Origin of the sequence: Xanthomarina sp. (assembly GCF_035306605.1) — a bacterium.
Lineage (GTDB): Bacteria > Bacteroidota > Bacteroidia > Flavobacteriales > Flavobacteriaceae > Xanthomarina.
Genome location: NZ_DATGNR010000010.1, coordinates 72,599 through 89,690, shown reverse-complemented (window position 1 = coordinate 89,690; position 17,092 = coordinate 72,599). Strand labels below are relative to the sequence as shown.

General features: G+C 32.9%; 18 protein-coding genes. 13 read left to right on the top strand and 5 right to left on the bottom strand.

Translation table 11 applies throughout. The features are described 5' to 3' along the window. A partial coding sequence (alaS, locus tag VKY41_RS01615) for an alanine--tRNA ligase (RefSeq protein ID WP_500812685.1) occupies positions 1 to 1,073 on the bottom strand: 1,073 nt, incomplete at its 3' end. A 228-nt stretch (positions 1,074 to 1,301) separates the two neighbouring features. On the opposite strand from alaS, the gene VKY41_RS01610 reads away from it, so the two are divergent. The 5 genes from VKY41_RS01610 to VKY41_RS01590 are packed head-to-tail and all read left to right on the top strand — an operon-like array spanning position 1,302 to position 4,507. Next, positions 1,302 to 2,273 carry a M23 family metallopeptidase gene (locus VKY41_RS01610; protein WP_500812684.1) on the top strand — a complete coding sequence of 324 codons (972 nt, stop codon included), beginning with the start codon at positions 1,302 to 1,304 and terminating at the stop codon, positions 2,271 to 2,273. Next, positions 2,273 to 2,602: a MerR family transcriptional regulator gene (locus VKY41_RS01605; protein WP_500812683.1), complete on the top strand. Its 330-nt coding sequence runs from the start codon at positions 2,273 to 2,275 to the stop codon at positions 2,600 to 2,602. The genes VKY41_RS01610 and VKY41_RS01605 overlap by 1 nt, the downstream gene beginning before the upstream one ends. A 57-nt stretch (positions 2,603 to 2,659) precedes the next feature. Beyond that, positions 2,660 to 3,259, top strand: coding sequence for a LemA family protein (locus tag VKY41_RS01600; protein WP_500812682.1), 600 nt, complete (start codon positions 2,660 to 2,662; stop codon positions 3,257 to 3,259). Between the two features lie 7 nt (positions 3,260 to 3,266). Continuing rightward, complete coding sequence (locus VKY41_RS01595) at positions 3,267 to 3,704, top strand: TPM domain-containing protein (protein ID WP_500812681.1); 438 nt, start codon at positions 3,267 to 3,269, stop codon at positions 3,702 to 3,704. Next, positions 3,704 to 4,507 carry a TPM domain-containing protein gene (locus VKY41_RS01590; protein WP_500812680.1) on the top strand — a complete coding sequence of 268 codons (804 nt, stop codon included), beginning with the start codon at positions 3,704 to 3,706 and terminating at the stop codon, positions 4,505 to 4,507. Before VKY41_RS01595 ends, VKY41_RS01590 begins: the two co-directional genes overlap by 1 nt. Positions 4,508 to 4,569: 62 nt before the next feature. Here the strand turns inward: VKY41_RS01590 and VKY41_RS01585 are convergent, their stop codons facing one another. Further along, positions 4,570 to 5,427: a TraB/GumN family protein gene (locus tag VKY41_RS01585; RefSeq protein ID WP_500812679.1), complete on the bottom strand. Its 858-nt coding sequence runs from the start codon at positions 5,425 to 5,427 to the stop codon at positions 4,570 to 4,572. Between the two features lie 27 nt (positions 5,428 to 5,454). Then, a complete protein-coding gene (der, locus tag VKY41_RS01580) occupies positions 5,455 to 6,759 on the bottom strand; it encodes a ribosome biogenesis GTPase Der (protein ID WP_500812678.1) in 1,305 nt (434 codons plus the stop codon). Positions 6,760 to 6,994: 235 nt separating this feature from the next. Between der and VKY41_RS01575 the strand changes: the two genes are divergently transcribed. Further along, positions 6,995 to 7,504, top strand: coding sequence for a GTP-binding protein (locus VKY41_RS01575; protein WP_500812677.1), 510 nt, complete (start codon positions 6,995 to 6,997; stop codon positions 7,502 to 7,504). Between the two features lie 65 nt (positions 7,505 to 7,569). Here the strand turns inward: VKY41_RS01575 and era are convergent, their stop codons facing one another. Then, complete coding sequence (era, locus tag VKY41_RS01570) at positions 7,570 to 8,451, bottom strand: GTPase Era (RefSeq protein WP_500812676.1); 882 nt, start codon at positions 8,449 to 8,451, stop codon at positions 7,570 to 7,572. Positions 8,452 to 8,635: 184 nt separating this feature from the next. Between era and VKY41_RS01565 the strand changes: the two genes are divergently transcribed. From VKY41_RS01565 to VKY41_RS01535, 7 genes are all read left to right on the top strand, one after another. Beyond that, the gene (locus VKY41_RS01565) at positions 8,636 to 9,322 is read left to right on the top strand and encodes a hypothetical protein (protein WP_500812675.1); all 687 of its coding nucleotides are present in this window, start codon (positions 8,636 to 8,638) and stop codon (positions 9,320 to 9,322) included. After that, on the top strand, positions 9,322 to 10,428 hold the full coding sequence (locus VKY41_RS01560) for a BamA/TamA family outer membrane protein (RefSeq protein WP_500812674.1): 1,107 nt from the start codon (positions 9,322 to 9,324) through the stop codon (positions 10,426 to 10,428). Before VKY41_RS01565 ends, VKY41_RS01560 begins: the two co-directional genes overlap by 1 nt. Positions 10,429 to 10,530: 102 nt before the next feature. After that, positions 10,531 to 11,112 carry a GNAT family acetyltransferase gene (locus tag VKY41_RS01555; protein ID WP_500812673.1) on the top strand — a complete coding sequence of 194 codons (582 nt, stop codon included), beginning with the start codon at positions 10,531 to 10,533 and terminating at the stop codon, positions 11,110 to 11,112. Positions 11,113 to 11,210: 98 nt separating this feature from the next. Continuing rightward, entirely contained in the window at positions 11,211 to 11,771 is a 561-nt protein-coding gene (locus VKY41_RS01550) for a Crp/Fnr family transcriptional regulator (protein ID WP_500812672.1), read from the top strand. Between the two features lie 177 nt (positions 11,772 to 11,948). Then, the gene (locus VKY41_RS01545; protein WP_500812671.1) at positions 11,949 to 13,322 is read left to right on the top strand and encodes a TolC family protein; all 1,374 of its coding nucleotides are present in this window, start codon (positions 11,949 to 11,951) and stop codon (positions 13,320 to 13,322) included. A 24-nt stretch (positions 13,323 to 13,346) separates the two neighbouring features. Next, positions 13,347 to 14,309: an HlyD family secretion protein gene (locus VKY41_RS01540; RefSeq protein ID WP_500812670.1), complete on the top strand. Its 963-nt coding sequence runs from the start codon at positions 13,347 to 13,349 to the stop codon at positions 14,307 to 14,309. A gap of 46 nt (positions 14,310 to 14,355) precedes the next feature. Then, on the top strand, positions 14,356 to 15,534 hold the full coding sequence (locus VKY41_RS01535) for an ABC transporter permease (RefSeq protein WP_500812669.1): 1,179 nt from the start codon (positions 14,356 to 14,358) through the stop codon (positions 15,532 to 15,534). Positions 15,535 to 15,556: 22 nt separating this feature from the next. On the opposite strand, the gene VKY41_RS01530 is transcribed toward VKY41_RS01535, so the two are convergent. After that, the gene (locus VKY41_RS01530) at positions 15,557 to 16,711 is read right to left on the bottom strand and encodes an RtcB family protein (RefSeq protein WP_500812668.1); all 1,155 of its coding nucleotides are present in this window, start codon (positions 16,709 to 16,711) and stop codon (positions 15,557 to 15,559) included. Positions 16,712 to 17,092 lie beyond the last annotated feature (381 nt).

Below are 17,092 nucleotides of genomic sequence, written 5' to 3'. Positions count from 1 at the left end.
AGTTGCTTTTGAGATTTCAATTCAGGGAATGCATTTCCCATTTTCTTACTTAAAACGTCAACCAATCTATAAATAAACGGTTCTTTTTGATCTAAAAATGTAAAACTATAACGAATGGCACGACGTAAAATTCTACGAATTACATAGCCCGCACCAGTATTACTTGGCAATTGGCCATCGGCAATAGAAAAAGCTACCGCACGAACATGGTCTGAAATTACACGAATAGCAACATCTACCTTCTCGTCTTTCTCATAATCCTTACCAGTAATTGCTTCAATTTCACGAATAATTGGGGTAAAAACATCAGTATCGTAATTACTTTGTACGCCTTGTAAAACCATACATAGACGTTCAAATCCCATACCTGTATCAATATGTTTATTTGGTAATGGCTCTAAAGATCCATTTGCTTTTCTATTGTGTTGCATGAAAACCAAATTCCAGATTTCCACCACTTGAGGATGATCCATATTGATTAGAGTTTTCCCATCAATTTTGGCCTTTTCTTCTGCTGAACGAATATCTACGTGAATCTCACTACATGGCCCGCATGGTCCCTGCTCTCCCATTTCCCAGAAGTTATCCTTTTTGTTCCCCATAAGGATTCTATCTTCCGAAATAAACTGCTTCCATAAATCGAAAGCTTCTTGATCCATAGGAATCCCATCGGCTTCATCTCCTTCAAAAACTGTTACGTATAGAATGTCTTTATCTATTCCATAAACTTCGGTTAACAATTCCCAAGCCCAGGCAATGGCTTCCTTTTTAAAATAGTCGCCAAAACTCCAATTTCCAAGCATCTCAAAAAGTGTGTGATGATAGGTGTCGTATCCTACTTCTTCCAAATCGTTATGTTTACCAGAAACTCGCAAACATTTTTGGCTATCAGCAATTCGGTTATTTTTTGGTTCAGCATTTCCTAAAAAATATTCTTTAAAAGGCGCCATCCCAGAATTGACAAACATCAGACTCGGATCGTCTTTTAAAACCAAAGGTGCAGAAGGCACAATACTATGTTTTTTCTCTTTAAAAAAACTTAAAAATTTCGAACGTACTTCTTGAGATTTCATCTATTTATTTTGAAGGCTGTTGTGTTAAATTTTGTATAAAACCACTTTTTTTTACAATTTCTCTGCAAATCTATTTTAAATTTCGGACTGAGAGACGTTAGTTTCCCATTTTATCGTTTAGTTTTCACTAAATTTACAATGAAAATATTTTGTAGGTTTGTTCGTTTTGGATACTAATTGATAATTCGTTTATAATTAATTCCATGCAAAAATAGCATAAATTAGACAATGAGTAAAGTAAAATATTATTATGATCCAGATACGCTTGCTTATAGAAAAATAGAGCGTAAAAAAAGACGAACTGTTAAGTACATTTCTCTGTTTTTATTGGCATCAGCATTATTTGCTTTTTTATTCGTTTTTATTGCAAGTCAATACATAGAATCTCCACGAGAAAAAGGCTTAAGACACGAATTACAAAACGCCCAATTACAGCTTGAACTACTAAATAAAAAAATGGATGAAACAGAAATTGTTTTAGCTAGCATTGCGGATAGGGATAATAATATTTACAGATTATATTTTGAAGCCAACCCCATTCCTGACGAACAAAGAAAAGCAGGATTTGGTGGAATTAACAGATATAAGGATTTAGAAGGATTTGACAACTCCAAATTAATTATAGAAAGTCATAAACGAATCGATCAACTACAAAAGCAAATTGTAGTTCAATCAAAATCTTTAGACGAAATAGCCAAATTAGCTGAAGAAAAAGAAGAATTGCTAACAGCTATTCCTGCTATTCAACCAGTAAAAAATGAAGATTTAAAAAGAATGGCCTCTGGTTATGGAATAAGAACCGACCCTTTTACTAAAGCTAGGAAAATGCACTGGGGGATGGATTTTACCGCTCCTCGTGGCACACCAATTTACGCTACAGGTGACGGTATTGTGGTTAGAGCTGATAACGGTTCCGCAGGATATGGAAACCACGTACGTATCGATCATGGATATGGTTATGTAAGTCTTTACGCCCATATGTATAAATACAATGTTAAAAAGAATCAGAAGGTAAAAAGAGGAGATATTATTGGCTTTGTAGGAAGCACAGGCCGATCAGAAGCACCTCATTTACATTACGAAATATTTAAGGATGGAGAACGAATCAACCCACTTAATTTCTATTATGGAAGTTTATCTGCCGAAGAATTTAATGAGTTGTTAGAACATGCTTCCTTAGAAAATCAATCGTTAGACTAATGCACATAGAATTACCTGAAAAACGTTATTACAGTATTGGAGAAGTTGCCAAAGCCTTCGATGTAAACCCATCTTTGATTCGTTTTTGGGAAAAAGAATTCGATGTCTTAAAACCGAAGAAAAACGCAAAAGGGAACAGAAAATTTACTCCCGAAGACATAAATAATCTTAAATTTATTTATCATCTCGTAAAAGAAAGAGGCTTTACACTTGAAGGTGCTAAAACGCATCTTAAAGAAGAAAAGAAAAAACCTTTAGAAACCTTTGAGATTATTAGTAAATTGAAAAATATTAAATCGCAACTTCTTAAAATTAAAGAACAATTGTAACATTCTCTTTACTTTTGCAACTAATTAAACAAACACTAACACTTAAAACAATATATTATGAAAAAATGGTTAATACCGGTAATTATCATAGCCGTCCTTGGTTTTGGTATTTATAATTGGGCTGTAGGATTTAACAACACTGCTGTGGTGCTAAATGAAAACGTAAGTGAATCATGGGGAAATGTCCAAACCTCGTACCAACGAAGAAACGATTTAATTGGAAATCTTGTAAACACAGTTAAAGGTGCTGCTGATTTTGAAAAAAGCACATTAGAAGCGGTAATTAAAGCAAGAAGTGAAGCTACAAAAACAACAATTGACCCTTCAAATATAACTCCGGAGCAATTACAAGAATTCAATCAAGCACAAGGAGGATTAAGCAGTGCTCTATCAAGATTATTAGTAACGGTTGAAAGATATCCAGAGTTAAAAGCGAATCAGAATTTCTTGAAACTGCAAGACGAATTAACTAGCACTGAAAACACCATTCAAACTGCAAGAACTCGCTATAACGAAGCTATCAAACCTTACAATACTCATGTAAAGAAATTTCCTAATTCCATATTAGCAGGAATATTTAATTTTGAAAGTAAGCCATATTTCGATGCTGAAGCTGGAGCAGAAAAACCAGTAGAGGTTGAATTTGATTTTAATTAAATAAAACATGTCTAAAATAGAAGATTTTTTAACTGCGCAAGAAGAACAAGAAATTGTAGAAGCTATTCGAGTGGCCGAAAAAAACACCTCTGGAGAAATACGTGTGCATCTTGAAAAATCTTCTAAAATAGACGCTTTTAATCGTGCTATGGAAGTATTCCATTATTTAAAAATGGACAACACCAAAGAACAAAATGGTGTTTTAATATACGTAGCAGTTGAGGATAAAACTTTTGTTATATATGGTGATAAAGGCATAAATGACATTGTAGGAAAAGATTTTTGGAACTCCACAAAAGATATCATTCAAACTCAGTTTAAAGCAGGAAACTTTAAGCAAGGTCTTGTAGACGGTATTTTAAAAGCAGGAAAAGAATTAGAAAAACATTTTCCTTGGCAACACAACGACACCAACGAATTACCCAACGACATATCCAAAGGATAATGATAAAGCCCCAAAAAATAAAATTTCTTATTATTCTGTTTGTGAGTTTGTGTTTTTCGCAAAACTTATTGGCGCAGTTCGATATACCTAAAATACCTAAAGAACAAACCAGTGTTTACGATTACATGTCGCTGCTAAGTGCTTCAGAGAAAAGTAACTTAGAACAAAAACTTATAAAATATTCCGATACAACTTCAACCCAAATTGTTGTAGTTATTATTCCAACCGCTAAAGGTGAAAACATTGGGCTTTTATCGGCTAAATGGGCTCATGAATGGGGAGTTGGACAGGCAAAGGAAGATAATGGGGTATTTATTCTATTAGCTAGAAACGATAGAAATATATGGATTTCTCCTGGATACGGAGTGGAACACAAATTAACGGCAGGAATTGTAGGCGAGCTTACTAGAAACATTATAATTCCAGAATTTAAAAAAGGAGATTATTACAGTGGTTTAGACAAAGGAACTGATGCTATTTTCCAAATTTTAATGGGAGAATATCAAGGTACTAGAAAGCCTAATACTAATTCCGAATCGCCAGATGGTTTTATCATATTCCTAATTATATTTTTTATTATTATTTTAATTTCAATTTCCAAAAACCGTAAAGGTGGTTCCGGAGGCTCAGGCAGTAATAATTCAGGAGGCTTTAGCATTCTCGACGCCATTATTTTAAGCAATATGGGCCGAGGTGGCTTTGGTGGCTCGTCTGGTGGCTTCGGAGGTTCTTCAGGAGGCGGATTTGGAGGCGGTTTCGGCGGAGGAGGTTTCTCTGGTGGTGGAGCTGGCGGAAGTTGGTAAACTTTAATTCTTAATATAAGAAAATAAAATCCATTATTTAGTTTCTAAATTAATGGGCTCTTTTACCTCCTAACTATTATAGGCTCAACCAAAAAACCTTTGCTTTTAAGCTGTTCTAGTAATCCACAAGTATTCTTTAAATGAAAAAGCCCTACAGCAAGAAAGCAATTGTTTGTTCTAAATAAATTTGGTAAAACTTGTAACCATTTTTCATTTCTTCCTTGAATTAAAACATCATTATCGCAAGGCTCTTCAAAATCATACGCTAAACCAAAATTCCTGTATTCATTTGCCATTTTACAGTATTCTGAATAATCATCATTAGAAAGCAACATGTTTATTAAAGAACTAATATCTTTCCTTTCGTCCTTCCACTTTGGACTATTATACTGAATATTAATTAACTCCAATTGTAAACTATCTGTTTCTAACCCTAAAACCTTTATGTTATTCTCCCTAGCTAAATGCTCTAAATAATTATCAAAATGCGTCCATGTATCCAAAGAATTATTGGTATTACATTTTATTCTCTGAAATTCTTGTTGCAGTTTCCATTTCAGCTCAATAGGCCTCAATTTATAAATATCAACCTTCCAGTTTTTACTTAATACCTGTAGCTTGGCAAAATCCTTCTTTTTAAGTTTTCTTTCAACTTTATTAGAAGCTTTCCTTTTGTTAATTAATGCTTGAGTATGTTCTGTTTTACAAACCGACTCGAAGATAGCTAAATCGGATTTATATAAGAGTTCTCTAATTTTAGGAATTGAATCTACAAAGGTATTTCCAAATTGATGAAAAGTTCCAACAATAGTCGAGGTTTTATGATTTACAGTATCTGTTACTCTCCACAAAATAGTGTTTTGTGACATGGAAAACTGCATGAAGAAAACACAAATTATAAAAAATGTCCACTTCTTCATTATAACCCCAACTATTGTAAGACCTATTTATTTTTTACGCATGTAAACACTTACTGGCACTCCTTTAAAATCGAAATGTTCACGAAGTTTATTCTCTAGAAATCGTTTATAAGGATCTCTAACATACTGAGGTAAGTTACAGAAAAAAGCAAATTGCGGTTGTGGTGTAGGCAATTGCATTATATATTTAATCTTTACAAACTTTCCTTTGTAAGCTGGTGGAGGGTAATTTTCTATAATAGGAAGTAAAACCTCATTTAACTTACTTGTTTTAATTTTTTTGGTTCTGTTGTTATACACTTCAACAGCCGTTTCTATTGCCTTAAAAATACGTTGCTTGTTTAAAACAGACATAAATACAATTGGCACATCCGTAAAAGGCTCGATTTCTCTTCTAATAATTTTCTCGAATTCGTTGGTAGATTTATGATCTTTTTCAACTAAATCCCATTTATTTACTAAAATAACAATCCCTTTTCTGTTGCGTTCGGCTAACCAGAAAATGTTTTGCACTTGTCCGTCGAAACCACGAGTCGCATCCATAACCAATAAACACACATCGCAATGTTCAATAGCACGTACACTACGCATTACAGAATAAAACTCTAAATCGTCTTTAACTTTAGCTTTCCGTCTAATTCCAGCAGTATCTACTAAATTAAATTCAAAACCAAAACGGTTGTATTTAGTGTCAATAGCATCTCTAGTTGTTCCAGCAATATCTGTAACAATATATCTGTCTTCACCAATAAGCGCATTAATAAAAGAAGATTTTCCTGCATTAGGTCTTCCTACTACGGCAAAACGAGGAAGTTCAGTTTCTTCAACTTCTTCTTTTACAGGCAACGCTTCAACAAGCGCATCTAGTAAATCTCCAGTTCCACTACCACTAATACTAGCAATAGTAAAATATTCTCCTAAACCTAAGGAATAAAACTCAACAGCATCTTGTGCACGTTTTGCATTATCTACTTTATTAACTACTAAAAAAACTGGTTTTTTAACCTTTCTAAGTAGGATGGCAACATCCTCATCCATTCCAGTTACGCCAGATTCAACATCTACCATAAAAATAATAGCATCTGCCTCATCAATAGCCAACTCAACTTGTTTATCGATTTCCGCTTCAAAAACGTCATCACTTCCTAAAACATATCCCCCCGTATCGATTAGAGAAAATTCTTTCCCATTCCAATCACTTTTTCCGTAATGTCTATCTCTAGTTACACCACTCACCGCATCTACAATAGCCTCCCTTCTTTTAATTAAACGATTAAAAAAAGTGGACTTTCCAACATTTGGTCTTCCAACAATAGCAACTATGTTACTCATTCTAAATAAATTTTGATGCAAATATAATGATATGCTAAGTATTTAATTGTATTTTGTTTGCTTCAAAAAAATAAAAATGAAATTGTCTCAAATATCATTATAATTACTTAGTGTTTTAATTCCTTGTTTATTGGTACTTTCCAAAAGCAAATACCCCAAAACTTGAGTGGTTTTACAATTAAAATACCAACTATTTCTTGACTGATTTACAAATTTAACTGATTTAAAAAACGATATGCCTAATTCATCAAAAATCAATGATGTGGTTTTAAGACCACGTTTTAAGTTTGAAAAAAATCAAAATTATGAAGAATTATTAAGCTTGTTTGACAAAGCGAAACAGGAGCAAAAGAACTTTGTAGTTTCTAGAATTGACAATCATGTGTTTCTTAGACTACCAAAACACAAACAGCATTTTTGGTCGCCACAATTACATTTAGAAATAGACGAACTAGAAACAAATTCAAGCACAGTTAAAGGCTTGTTCGGACCAAACCCAACTGTTTGGACCATGTTTATGTTTTTCCATTTTATTGTGGCCGGTATTTTTATAGTATTTGGAGTTTGGGCTTATTCAAATTGGACCTTAAAAATCACATTTAGTCTGCAAATTAGCATTATGATTTTAATGGTAATTATCTGGTTAGCACTATATTTTATTGGTCAATTAGGCAAGAAATTTGGACTAGATGAAATGCATAAGCTTTATGGTTTTATGAAAGCTACACTCCAAGAAGACAGCTAGTTAATAAGTCTAGTTTTGAAGTTTATTTCTTCACTCCTCACCCACTTATTTCTTAGTTTTTAGGTTTACTGATTGTATCCAAAACGACGCAATTGTTTTTGGTCGTTACGCCAGTTTTTATTCACTTTTACATAAAGTTCTAAGTGGACTTGTTTACCAAAAAACTTCTCTAAATCTTTTCTAGCCTCTATTCCAACACGTTTTAAGGCCGAACCTTTGTGTCCGATAATAATCCCTTTTTGAGTATCGCGCTCTACCATAATTACTGAACGCATTCTGATTATTTCTTCTTCTTCAAAAAACTCTTCGGTATCAATTTCTACAGCATAAGGAATTTCCTTTTTATAATGCATTAAAATTTTCTCGCGAATGGTTTCGTTTACAAAGAAACGTTCTGGCTTATCGGTTAACTGATCTTTTGGATAAAAAGCAGGTGATGCTGGAAGTAATTCAATAATTCTATCAAAAACTTCTTTTACTTGAAAACCTTCTAAAGCAGAAATAGCAAAAATTTCAGCATTCGGAACTTTCTCAGCCCAGCTTTGGACTTGCTCTTCTAGTTGATCTTGGTTGGATTTATCAATTTTATTAAGCAATAATAAAACTGGAATCTTGGATGTTGTAATCTTGTTAAAAAAGGATTCGTCTTTTAATTCCTTTTCTCCTATTTCAACCATATAAATTAACACATCGGCGTCATCAAATGCCGACTTTACAAAATCCATCATAGATTCTTGTAGCTGATAGGCTGGTTTTATAATTCCTGGAGTATCAGATAAAATCATTTGAAAATCTTCTCCATTTACTATACCAAGAATACGGTGTCTTGTGGTTTGTGCTTTCGATGTAATAATTGAAAGTTTTTCACCTACAAAGTCATTCATTAATGTTGATTTTCCAACGTTTGGATTTCCAATAATATTTACAAAACCTGCTTTGTGCATCATGTTAATTTAGAACTGCAAAGATAGTTTTAAAAATTTAAACTTGATAAAAACCAAATAACTAATGAAAATAAATCATGAACTTCAATTTTAGTACATCATCTTTTTGAACCTTTAAATATTTAGTACGTGATTTTTTTAATACTTTAGTGGGATATTTAAAACCTTTGTTAAAGCAGCTCTTTAAGTGATAAACAAATCCCATTTTACAATTTTATTAATAACATTTCTATGTGTTATTCCTAGCTTCTGTTATGCTCAAAACAAAGAAATTGACTCTACAGAAACTAGTGAAATGACACCTTTTAGAAAAGGAAGATGGCTTACTGGACTTACTGGATCTATAGGTTCAGGATCTTTCGAGAATACTAAAACCGAAAACAAATCCATTAGCAATTGGTACCGAATAGAAATTGGAACGGGGAAATTTTTAATAGACCGCTTAAATATTGGTTTATCTGCTAATATGGAACGAAGTAATATTGAAAATGATATTTCTGAAAATACATCTGAAACATTTTTTATTGGCCCAAAAGGCACTTACTTTTTATCGCCGAGCAATATAGGTTCAGTGTTTTTTAGCTTATCGCCTGGATATGCACTTTATAGAGAAACCATTGGTAGTTTAGTTGCAGATGTTTACGTTGAAAATTTAAACAAAGGTGGAGGATTTGGATTTCTTTCAACCTTCGGTTTTTCGTACGTTATCCACGACCGAGTATCTTTCGATTTAGGTCTTAATTACAATGTATATTGGTTAAATTTGAACCAAGAAACCAATATCAATCCTGCAGTAAAAAATGTTAGCTACGAACTTAGTAACCTCTCTTTTTCCTTCGGATTTAAAATTTTATTAGACTCGAAACCTTTATAATGAAAAAGCTATTTTTCTTCATATTAATAAGTCTCCTTTTAAGTAAGATTAGTTATAGTCAGGAAGATGTAATTAAGTCGGACACCATTAATAAGAATAAAAAAATTCAATTTGTTGCCATACCGATTATATTCTATACACCAGAAACAAGCTTTGGTTTTGGTGCTGGAGCTCAAGTATTTTTATTAAAACAGAAAAACATTTATAATGATAGAGTGTCCAATATTTTTGTAGACTTTATAACGACATCGAATAAACAGTTTATTATAGATGTAATTCCTCAAATATATATTGGCAATGGCGATTATTTTCTAGACATGAATTTTAAATGGAAAATATTTCCAAATAATTTTTGGGGAATTGGGAACACAACCCCTAATAGCAATGAAGAGTCGTACGATATGACCTCGCAAATTCTAAAAATTAGTTTCTTAAAAAGATTACCTCCTGCTTTAAATTTTGGCTTTGAATATATTTATGAAAATCACAATGTTACAAAAATAACGGAAGAAGGACTTTTAAGCACCAACGATATTTTAGGTAGTGATGGCGCTGTAATTAGTGGTTTTGGAGTGATTTTCAACCTAGATTCAAGAGATAATGTTGGCTCACCTATTTCAGGTCACCTTCTAAAAATGAACGCTCAGTTTTCTAGCGAACTTTTTGGAGCAACCCAGAACTACAATAAATTTATAGCAGATTTGCGCACCTACCAAAAATTAGGAGAAAAAAGTATTGCTGCACTACAATTATACTACGAAGGAAATTATGGCAACCCTCCTTTTCAAGGCTTAGCGTGGTATGGTGGAGGAAACAGAGCCAGAGGTTATTATCAGGGAAGATATATTGATAAAAGTTTATACCTATTTCAGGCGGAATACAGATATCGTTTTCATCCTCGTTGGGCTTTAGCTGGATATGGTCTTTTTGGAAAAGTGGGCCACGACCAAAAAGAACTCTTTAGTATTAAGGATTTAAAACCAAGTGCTGGTGGCGGACTTCGATTTAAACTTTTAAAAACTCAAGACACATGGGTACGTTTAGATGCGGGAGTTGGAATTGATGGCAGCAATGGTGTTTATTTTGGTATTAACGAAGCCTTTTAAATGGTTGATGATAGCCTCTTTCAAAATATTTGAAATTTAAAATCAGTAATTAATAGTTTTTAATATCATCTTCAAAACACTTATAGTTTCTTTATAAAAAAAATGGAAAGTATTCAAACTAGAATTGGAAACAAGAATGACATCGATGGTATTCTTGCACTACAGGAAAAAAACTTGTTTCGAAACCTAAACAAAACAGAGCTAAAAAACGGCTTTGTAACCACTCCTTTTACAGCCAAACAAATTGAAGAAATAATTAATGAAAACGGCATATTTGTAGCAATTAATAACAATAACAATCTGATTGCATACGCTTTCGCTGGGAGTTGGAAATATTTTGAACAATGGGAAATCTTCAATTTTATGGTCTCTCGTTTTCCAAACTTAACCTTTAACGGAAACAAAATAACAACTGAAAACAGTTTTCAATATGGACCTGTTTGTATTGACAAAGCTTATCGCGGAAAGGGTTTTTTAAATAAAATTTTTGAAGAAATGAGAGTTGAATTTCATAAGAAATATCCAATTTCCATTACGTTTATAAATAAGATCAATATCATTTCTGAAAAAGCACATACTAAAAAACTAGGTTGGAAAATTATAGATGAGTTTGAATTTAACAACAACACCTATATTGGATTGGCATTCGACATGAAAAATTCTGTATTGAATTTAAAGGATTGAAATCAGGTTAGAATCTCCCTAAAACAAAGAAGTTTATTCTTGATTATTTTTCAATATATTTGAACTTAATCGCTCAGTCAGTTATATCTTAAAACTATATGAATTTATCCAATTTCCTGCTTTCTATAATACCGTACAATCCTGAAGAATTAAAGGAAATTACATCTTATTTTGAAAAAGAACTCATTCCTAAAAACACCAAGTTAATTGAACAAGGCCAGATTAGCAAAAAACTATATTTTGTTGAAAAAGGTATGGGTAGAAGCTTTTACCTAATGGAAGATGGTAAAGAAGTAACCCAATGGTTTTTTGGAGTAGGAAAATTTATGACAAGCGTTGATAGTTTTTTTCAGCAAAGCCCTAGTATCTATTCATTAGAAACATTAGAAGATTCTCTTGTTTATTCTATCTCTAAAGAAAACATGGACTTTTTATTCTCCAAATATCATAAATGGGAAAAACTAGGAAGATTAGTTTCTATTCAAATGTTATCTAAAGTGGTAAACAAGCTCAATGCTGTGCAATTTCAGACTGCTCGTGAACGCTACGACTATATGCTAGCAGAATTCCCAAACATATCTCAGCGTGTTCCATTAGGATATATTGCTTCATATCTTGGGATGTCTCAAGAAACACTTAGCCGGATACGACGAGGTTAACACCCATAGAATTTCAACATAATAATTATTCCTAAAATCAACTTCAACTATAATATTTGTTAGAACCCTGGAACTAATTTTCATGAATCTAAATACCTTAGTGTTTTTGACTTAGGTCAAAAGGAACAACTTTAATTTGTATTAACTTTGCATTGTAATTTTAAAAAAATGTTACTAATGCAAATTAAAAAAAGCTTTTTCTATATTTTGTTTATCGGTATTGTTGGGCTTTTTCCAATCGAAAATTATGCACAACAATTAGATCCAGAGCTAAAGGACTTAATTATTAAAGGACTTAACAAGAGTCAAAAACTGAAAATTAATTCAATTGAAGCCGAACAGGCAAAACTAGATCAACAATTAGCAAAATCAGTTTTTATTCCTAAAATCTCACTCAACGGAAGTTACACGCGTTTGAATGACGATTTAACTTTTGATGAAGACACACAAAACCTATTAGTAGCTACTCAAAAACTGGTAATAAAAGAAGCGGTCGGAATTCCATTTAATGCACCATTTCCTGATGGAATTCCACTAAAAGAAACTCCAAATTTGCAAGACAAAAATATATTAAAAACGTCTTTAGATATGGATTGGGTTCTTTTTAGCGGACTCGAAGCCAGCAACGCTATAAAGGCAAGTAAGCATAAAGAATCTTCACTGAACTACCTGGGAATGGCTGAGGAAGATAAGATTGCATTAAAAGTTATTGAAACTTATGATAGACTCGGTTTAGTTTATGCTTCAGAAAAAGTATTAACTACCTCGGAAAAATATCTTAACGAACAGGAACATTTTGTAAAAAAAGCTATTGAAAATGGTCTAGCCACGCCTATAGGTCGAAAAAAAATCGAATTGGCTCAACAACAATTAGAAGGTAAAAAATTAAGTTTTGAACACAACAAAGCCTTACTAATTGAGGTGCTTCATCAACTTACAGGAGAAGATCGAAGCCTACTAAAAGAATTGAAACCTCAACTAGAATCTTTAGATTTGAATAACTCTTCAACTACAGAAAAGAGAAATGAAATAAAGGCTTTGGAGGAGGCTGAACAGGCAACAATCTATAAATCGAAAATGGAAAAAAGTCATTTTATTCCAAAGATTGCTTTAAAAGGCCATTATGAATTTATAGAAGATTACCTCTCATTACTAGACCCGAAATGGTATGTTGGTGTTGGTGTGAAGTGGAATGTTTTCGACGGAAATCAATCACATTTAAAAGCTAAAAAATCTCAATTGGAAAGTCAAATCTATAGAGAGAGAATTGAAGAAGCCGAGGAAATGATAGACTTAAGTATAGTAAAAGCAGAGCAATCCTACCTATCTTCTTTACAGTCTTCAATAATCGCCAAAAAAGAAGTTGAGCTAGCCACTGAAACTTACGAGATGATCAATAAACAATATAAAAACGATTTAGCCTCGATAAATGATGTATTAGATGCATTAACCGATTTAGAAAAAGCAAACTTCAAACTACAAGAATCATTTTTCGAGCAGCGCAGAGCTGTAACGGAATTGCTTCATGCTAAAGGAACATTAAAATATTAAAAGTACTCTAAAAAAAATCATAAAATGAATTCAACCAAAACTCTTATACTCGCACTTGTTACCTTATTGAGTTTAAATTCTTGCAGCAACGATAAAAAGATTACTTCAGAAAGAGGAAAAGTGAAATTTGAAACCATTGCACTTAGCAGTAAGCTAGGTGGGAGAGTTTCAGAAATATATGTTACCGAAGGGCAAGAAGTTAAGAAAGGTGATACACTTGCATATATAGACATCCCTGAAGTTAGCGCAAAAATGATGCAAGCTGAAGGTGCCATAACCTCAGCAAAAGGACAATTAAACTTAGCCTATAGCGGTGCTACCTCAGAACAATTAGACCAAATTGATCAACAATTAAATTCGGGAAAAGCACAATTGGAGTTTGCTCAAGAATCATATAATCGATTAGAAAACATGTTTAAAGATTCCTTGGTAAGCAAGCAACAATTTGACGAGGTAAAAATGAAACTCTCTATGGCACAAGCTCAAGTGGACGCTTTAGAAGCCAAACGTACAGAAATACGAAAAGGAGCTAGAGCTGAACAAATCGAACAAGCCAAAGGTCAGTTAGATCGTGCTTTAGGTGCTAAAGAAGAAGTAGCTTCTGCTTCAAATGAAAAATATCTTATTGCACCAGCCGATATGTCAATTGAAACCATCAGTTTAGAAGTTGGGGAATTATTGACTCCTGGTTATTCATTATTTAATGGTTATAAAAAAAGTAGTGTTTATTTCAGATTTACCATTCCTGAATCGAAAATCTATAATTATAAACCTGGTCAAAGTTTGGTTGTAGAAAACCCATATACTAAAGAGGAAATACAAGCCAAAATTATTGCAATAAACCAACTAGCTCAATATGCAGACATTACTAGTACAGCACCTTTATATGGTTTAGATGAATCTATTTATGAACTAAAAATAGTACCTACAAGTAAGGTTGAGGATATGACATTCTATTTAAATGCAACTGTTTTAATTAAAGAATAGAATATTAGATAATTCGAGGTGTAACGAGCTTTATACAACATAAAAAATGAAAAAGTTTAAAAATTTAATTCTAATAGAATTCAAGCGTATATTTTCAAATAATGTGCTTCTTGCCATATTTTTTGGTGCGCCAATTTTGTATGGATTTTTATTTGGATATGTGTATCAGCAAGCAAAAGTTGTTGACTTGCCAATCGTTATAATCGATCAAGATAAGAGCCCTACTACCGATAAAATTATAGATGCTTTTAATGACAACGAAGGATTATTTGTAACGGACGTACGATTTTCGGCCGGGAACATTATAGAAGAAATGCCTAAACAACAATACTCTGCAGTTGTAACACTGCCTGCAAATTTTGAAGCTGATATATTTCAAAAAAGGCATCCAGAAGTAAGAGTAGACTTGAATATGGCAAACATATTAAACGCCAATACCGCAAGTAAAAACATTCAATCTGTTTTAATGACACTTAATGCCGGAATTGAAATTGAAGGTCTTAAAAAACAAGGAATGCATCCTGCTCAAGCTTTAAGCTCCTTCGAAAGTTTTAAAATCAACTTTAACAAACTCTATAATTCCACAGGAAACTACGTAACTTTTATGCTACCTGGCTTATTAGCTGGAATTATGCAGCAAATCATATTCTTGGCAATGGCCTTGGTTTTCTCCCGAGATTTTGAAGATGGTTATTTTGGAAATTTAGTTAAAGAAAGTAAATCATCCTTATACCACATTGCTTTAAAAGCCACTCCTTTTTTATTAATGCTACCTGTAATGTGGTTGTTGGTTAGTTTGTTTTTTCCATATTTTAAAATTGATGTTAGTGTTTTCAACTTCCCTATGTTTGTTTTGGTTACCCTGTTAACTTTTGCTTCAATGTGTATTGGTATGCTGTTTTCAATAGCTATCCCAAGTCAGCTAAAAGCTACCGAACTTTTAATGGTAATTTCCACACCTGCGTTTGTATTAAGTGGATTTACTTGGCCTACTATAGCAATACCAACAGTCATTACGAATATTGCACAATTTATTCCATTAACCCAGTTTTTAAATGGGTTTAGAAAAATTGGTTTTTACGGAGGTGATTTAGCCTCCATTAAATCGGAAATAGGAATGCTAACACTTATTACTGTTGTTGCCTTTACACTTATGGTAGTATTACTACAATTGAAAATTCACTTTTACGGTAAAAAGCAAAAAGAAACTATACAGGAAGTTTAGTATTTAAAGTAAATAAAATAATTTAAGCCTTTACAACTGCTAAAGGCATTAACTCTACTTTTATTTCCACTAAATCTTCTTGCAATGCCATAACCTTCTTAATATTTTTATACGAACTCGGCGCCTCATCTAAGTCTTTTTTATGGCGAAGTGCATGGAGCACCCCCATTTTTTTTAACTGAGCAACCTCCTTTTTAAGATCTAAGGTTTTTCTGGCTTCTGCTCGACTCATAACACGCCCTGCTCCATGAGAACAGGAGTTAAAAGACATTGGGTTTCCCTTTCCTTGCACCAAGTAAGAATTAGCACCTTGCGAACCCGGAATCATACCCCACTCACCTTTTTCGGCACGAGTAGCACCTTTTCTATGAACTATCAACTCCTCTCCAAAATGCGTTTCCCATGCAGCAAAATTATGGGGTTTATTAATAAAGTTTGAAAACTCGACGTCCGAAATTGATTTAACAATTACATCCTTAACCCGCTCCATCATAAGTTTACGGTTTTGTAAAGCAAAATCAATACAATAATTCATTTCCTTAAAATAATTATCGTAGCCCTCCGTACCTTTAACGAAATAAGACAAGTCCTTTGGAACTTTATCGCCTCTCTTTTTAGTTTCTTCAACAGCTTTTTTGTGATAATAATTGGCTACTGTGTACCCTATATTTCGAGAACCCGAATGTACCATAATCCAAATATAACCATCGGAACCTTTTTGGATTTCAATAAAATGATTTCCACCACCCAAAGTACCAACTTGGTATCTTCCTTTTTCATATTCTTTGGCAACAATCGGTAAATGTTCTTCAGTTAAAGGCATCCACTTATCATCTTGTTTTTCCTTATGATGATTAAATCCAACAGGTACTGTTTCTCGGATTCCTGCTATTACTTTCTTTAAACCATCTATATCAATTTCCTTCAAATTTGTTCGTAATGAACACATGCCGCAACCAATATCCACACCAACGGCATTTGGAACAACAGCATCTTTTGTAGTTAAAATTCCACCAATAGGCATCCCATATCCCTGATGAGAATCAGGCATAATAGCAATATGTTTAAACGCTATTTCCAAATTAGCCAAATCCTTTGCTTGTTGTAAAGCTCCTTCTTCAAGATCATCCAACCACAATTTTATAGGAATTCGCTCCGTTTCGATTTTTTTTATCATAATTAGAATATACAAATGTTTCAGACCAAAAGCAAAGTCTATTAATACCAAGCAAAAGTTAAGTCTATTTACCTTGAAAAGAATTTCGAGTTTTTGGAAACACTCCTTATTTGCTTCAATTAAACAAATAATATAATTTTACAAATGAATATCATCAGTCTAATTTAATTGACGGGTAACATACCTAATAAAAAAAATGTGAGAAATGAAAAAATCCTCTTTTGATGTCTTTTTTATAATATGTGCAACAATAATACTTGTAGTTATGAACGAGTATGGTTTGTTAGAAAAGTACATTGCATTTTCTTTAATACCAATTTTAATTGCTTACTATTTAGGGCAATTTGCTCAAAAAAAATTTGGAATCAACTCGAAAGACAA

What these genes read in the sequence shown, in the direction of transcription:
- VKY41_RS01610 (WP_500812684.1), top strand. Translation starts at nt 1,302, where the DNA reads ATGAGTAAAGTAAAATATTATTATGATCCAGATACGCTTGCTTATAGA.
- VKY41_RS01605 (WP_500812683.1), top strand. Translation starts at nt 2,273, where the DNA reads ATGCACATAGAATTACCTGAAAAACGTTATTACAGTATTGGAGAAGTT.
- VKY41_RS01600 (WP_500812682.1), top strand. Translation starts at nt 2,660, where the DNA reads ATGAAAAAATGGTTAATACCGGTAATTATCATAGCCGTCCTTGGTTTT.
- VKY41_RS01595 (WP_500812681.1), top strand. Translation starts at nt 3,267, where the DNA reads ATGTCTAAAATAGAAGATTTTTTAACTGCGCAAGAAGAACAAGAAATT.
- VKY41_RS01590 (WP_500812680.1), top strand. Translation starts at nt 3,704, where the DNA reads ATGATAAAGCCCCAAAAAATAAAATTTCTTATTATTCTGTTTGTGAGT.
- VKY41_RS01585 (WP_500812679.1), bottom strand. Translation starts at nt 5,427, where the DNA reads ATGAAGAAGTGGACATTTTTTATAATTTGTGTTTTCTTCATGCAGTTT.
- der (WP_500812678.1), bottom strand. Translation starts at nt 6,759, where the DNA reads ATGAGTAACATAGTTGCTATTGTTGGAAGACCAAATGTTGGAAAGTCC.
- VKY41_RS01575 (WP_500812677.1), top strand. Translation starts at nt 6,995, where the DNA reads ATGCCTAATTCATCAAAAATCAATGATGTGGTTTTAAGACCACGTTTT.
- era (WP_500812676.1), bottom strand. Translation starts at nt 8,451, where the DNA reads ATGATGCACAAAGCAGGTTTTGTAAATATTATTGGAAATCCAAACGTT.
- VKY41_RS01560 (WP_500812674.1), top strand. Translation starts at nt 9,322, where the DNA reads ATGAAAAAGCTATTTTTCTTCATATTAATAAGTCTCCTTTTAAGTAAG.
- VKY41_RS01555 (WP_500812673.1), top strand. Translation starts at nt 10,531, where the DNA reads ATGGAAAGTATTCAAACTAGAATTGGAAACAAGAATGACATCGATGGT.
- VKY41_RS01550 (WP_500812672.1), top strand. Translation starts at nt 11,211, where the DNA reads ATGAATTTATCCAATTTCCTGCTTTCTATAATACCGTACAATCCTGAA.
- VKY41_RS01545 (WP_500812671.1), top strand. Translation starts at nt 11,949, where the DNA reads ATGCAAATTAAAAAAAGCTTTTTCTATATTTTGTTTATCGGTATTGTT.
- VKY41_RS01540 (WP_500812670.1), top strand. Translation starts at nt 13,347, where the DNA reads ATGAATTCAACCAAAACTCTTATACTCGCACTTGTTACCTTATTGAGT.
- VKY41_RS01535 (WP_500812669.1), top strand. Translation starts at nt 14,356, where the DNA reads ATGAAAAAGTTTAAAAATTTAATTCTAATAGAATTCAAGCGTATATTT.
- VKY41_RS01530 (WP_500812668.1), bottom strand. Translation starts at nt 16,711, where the DNA reads ATGATAAAAAAAATCGAAACGGAGCGAATTCCTATAAAATTGTGGTTG.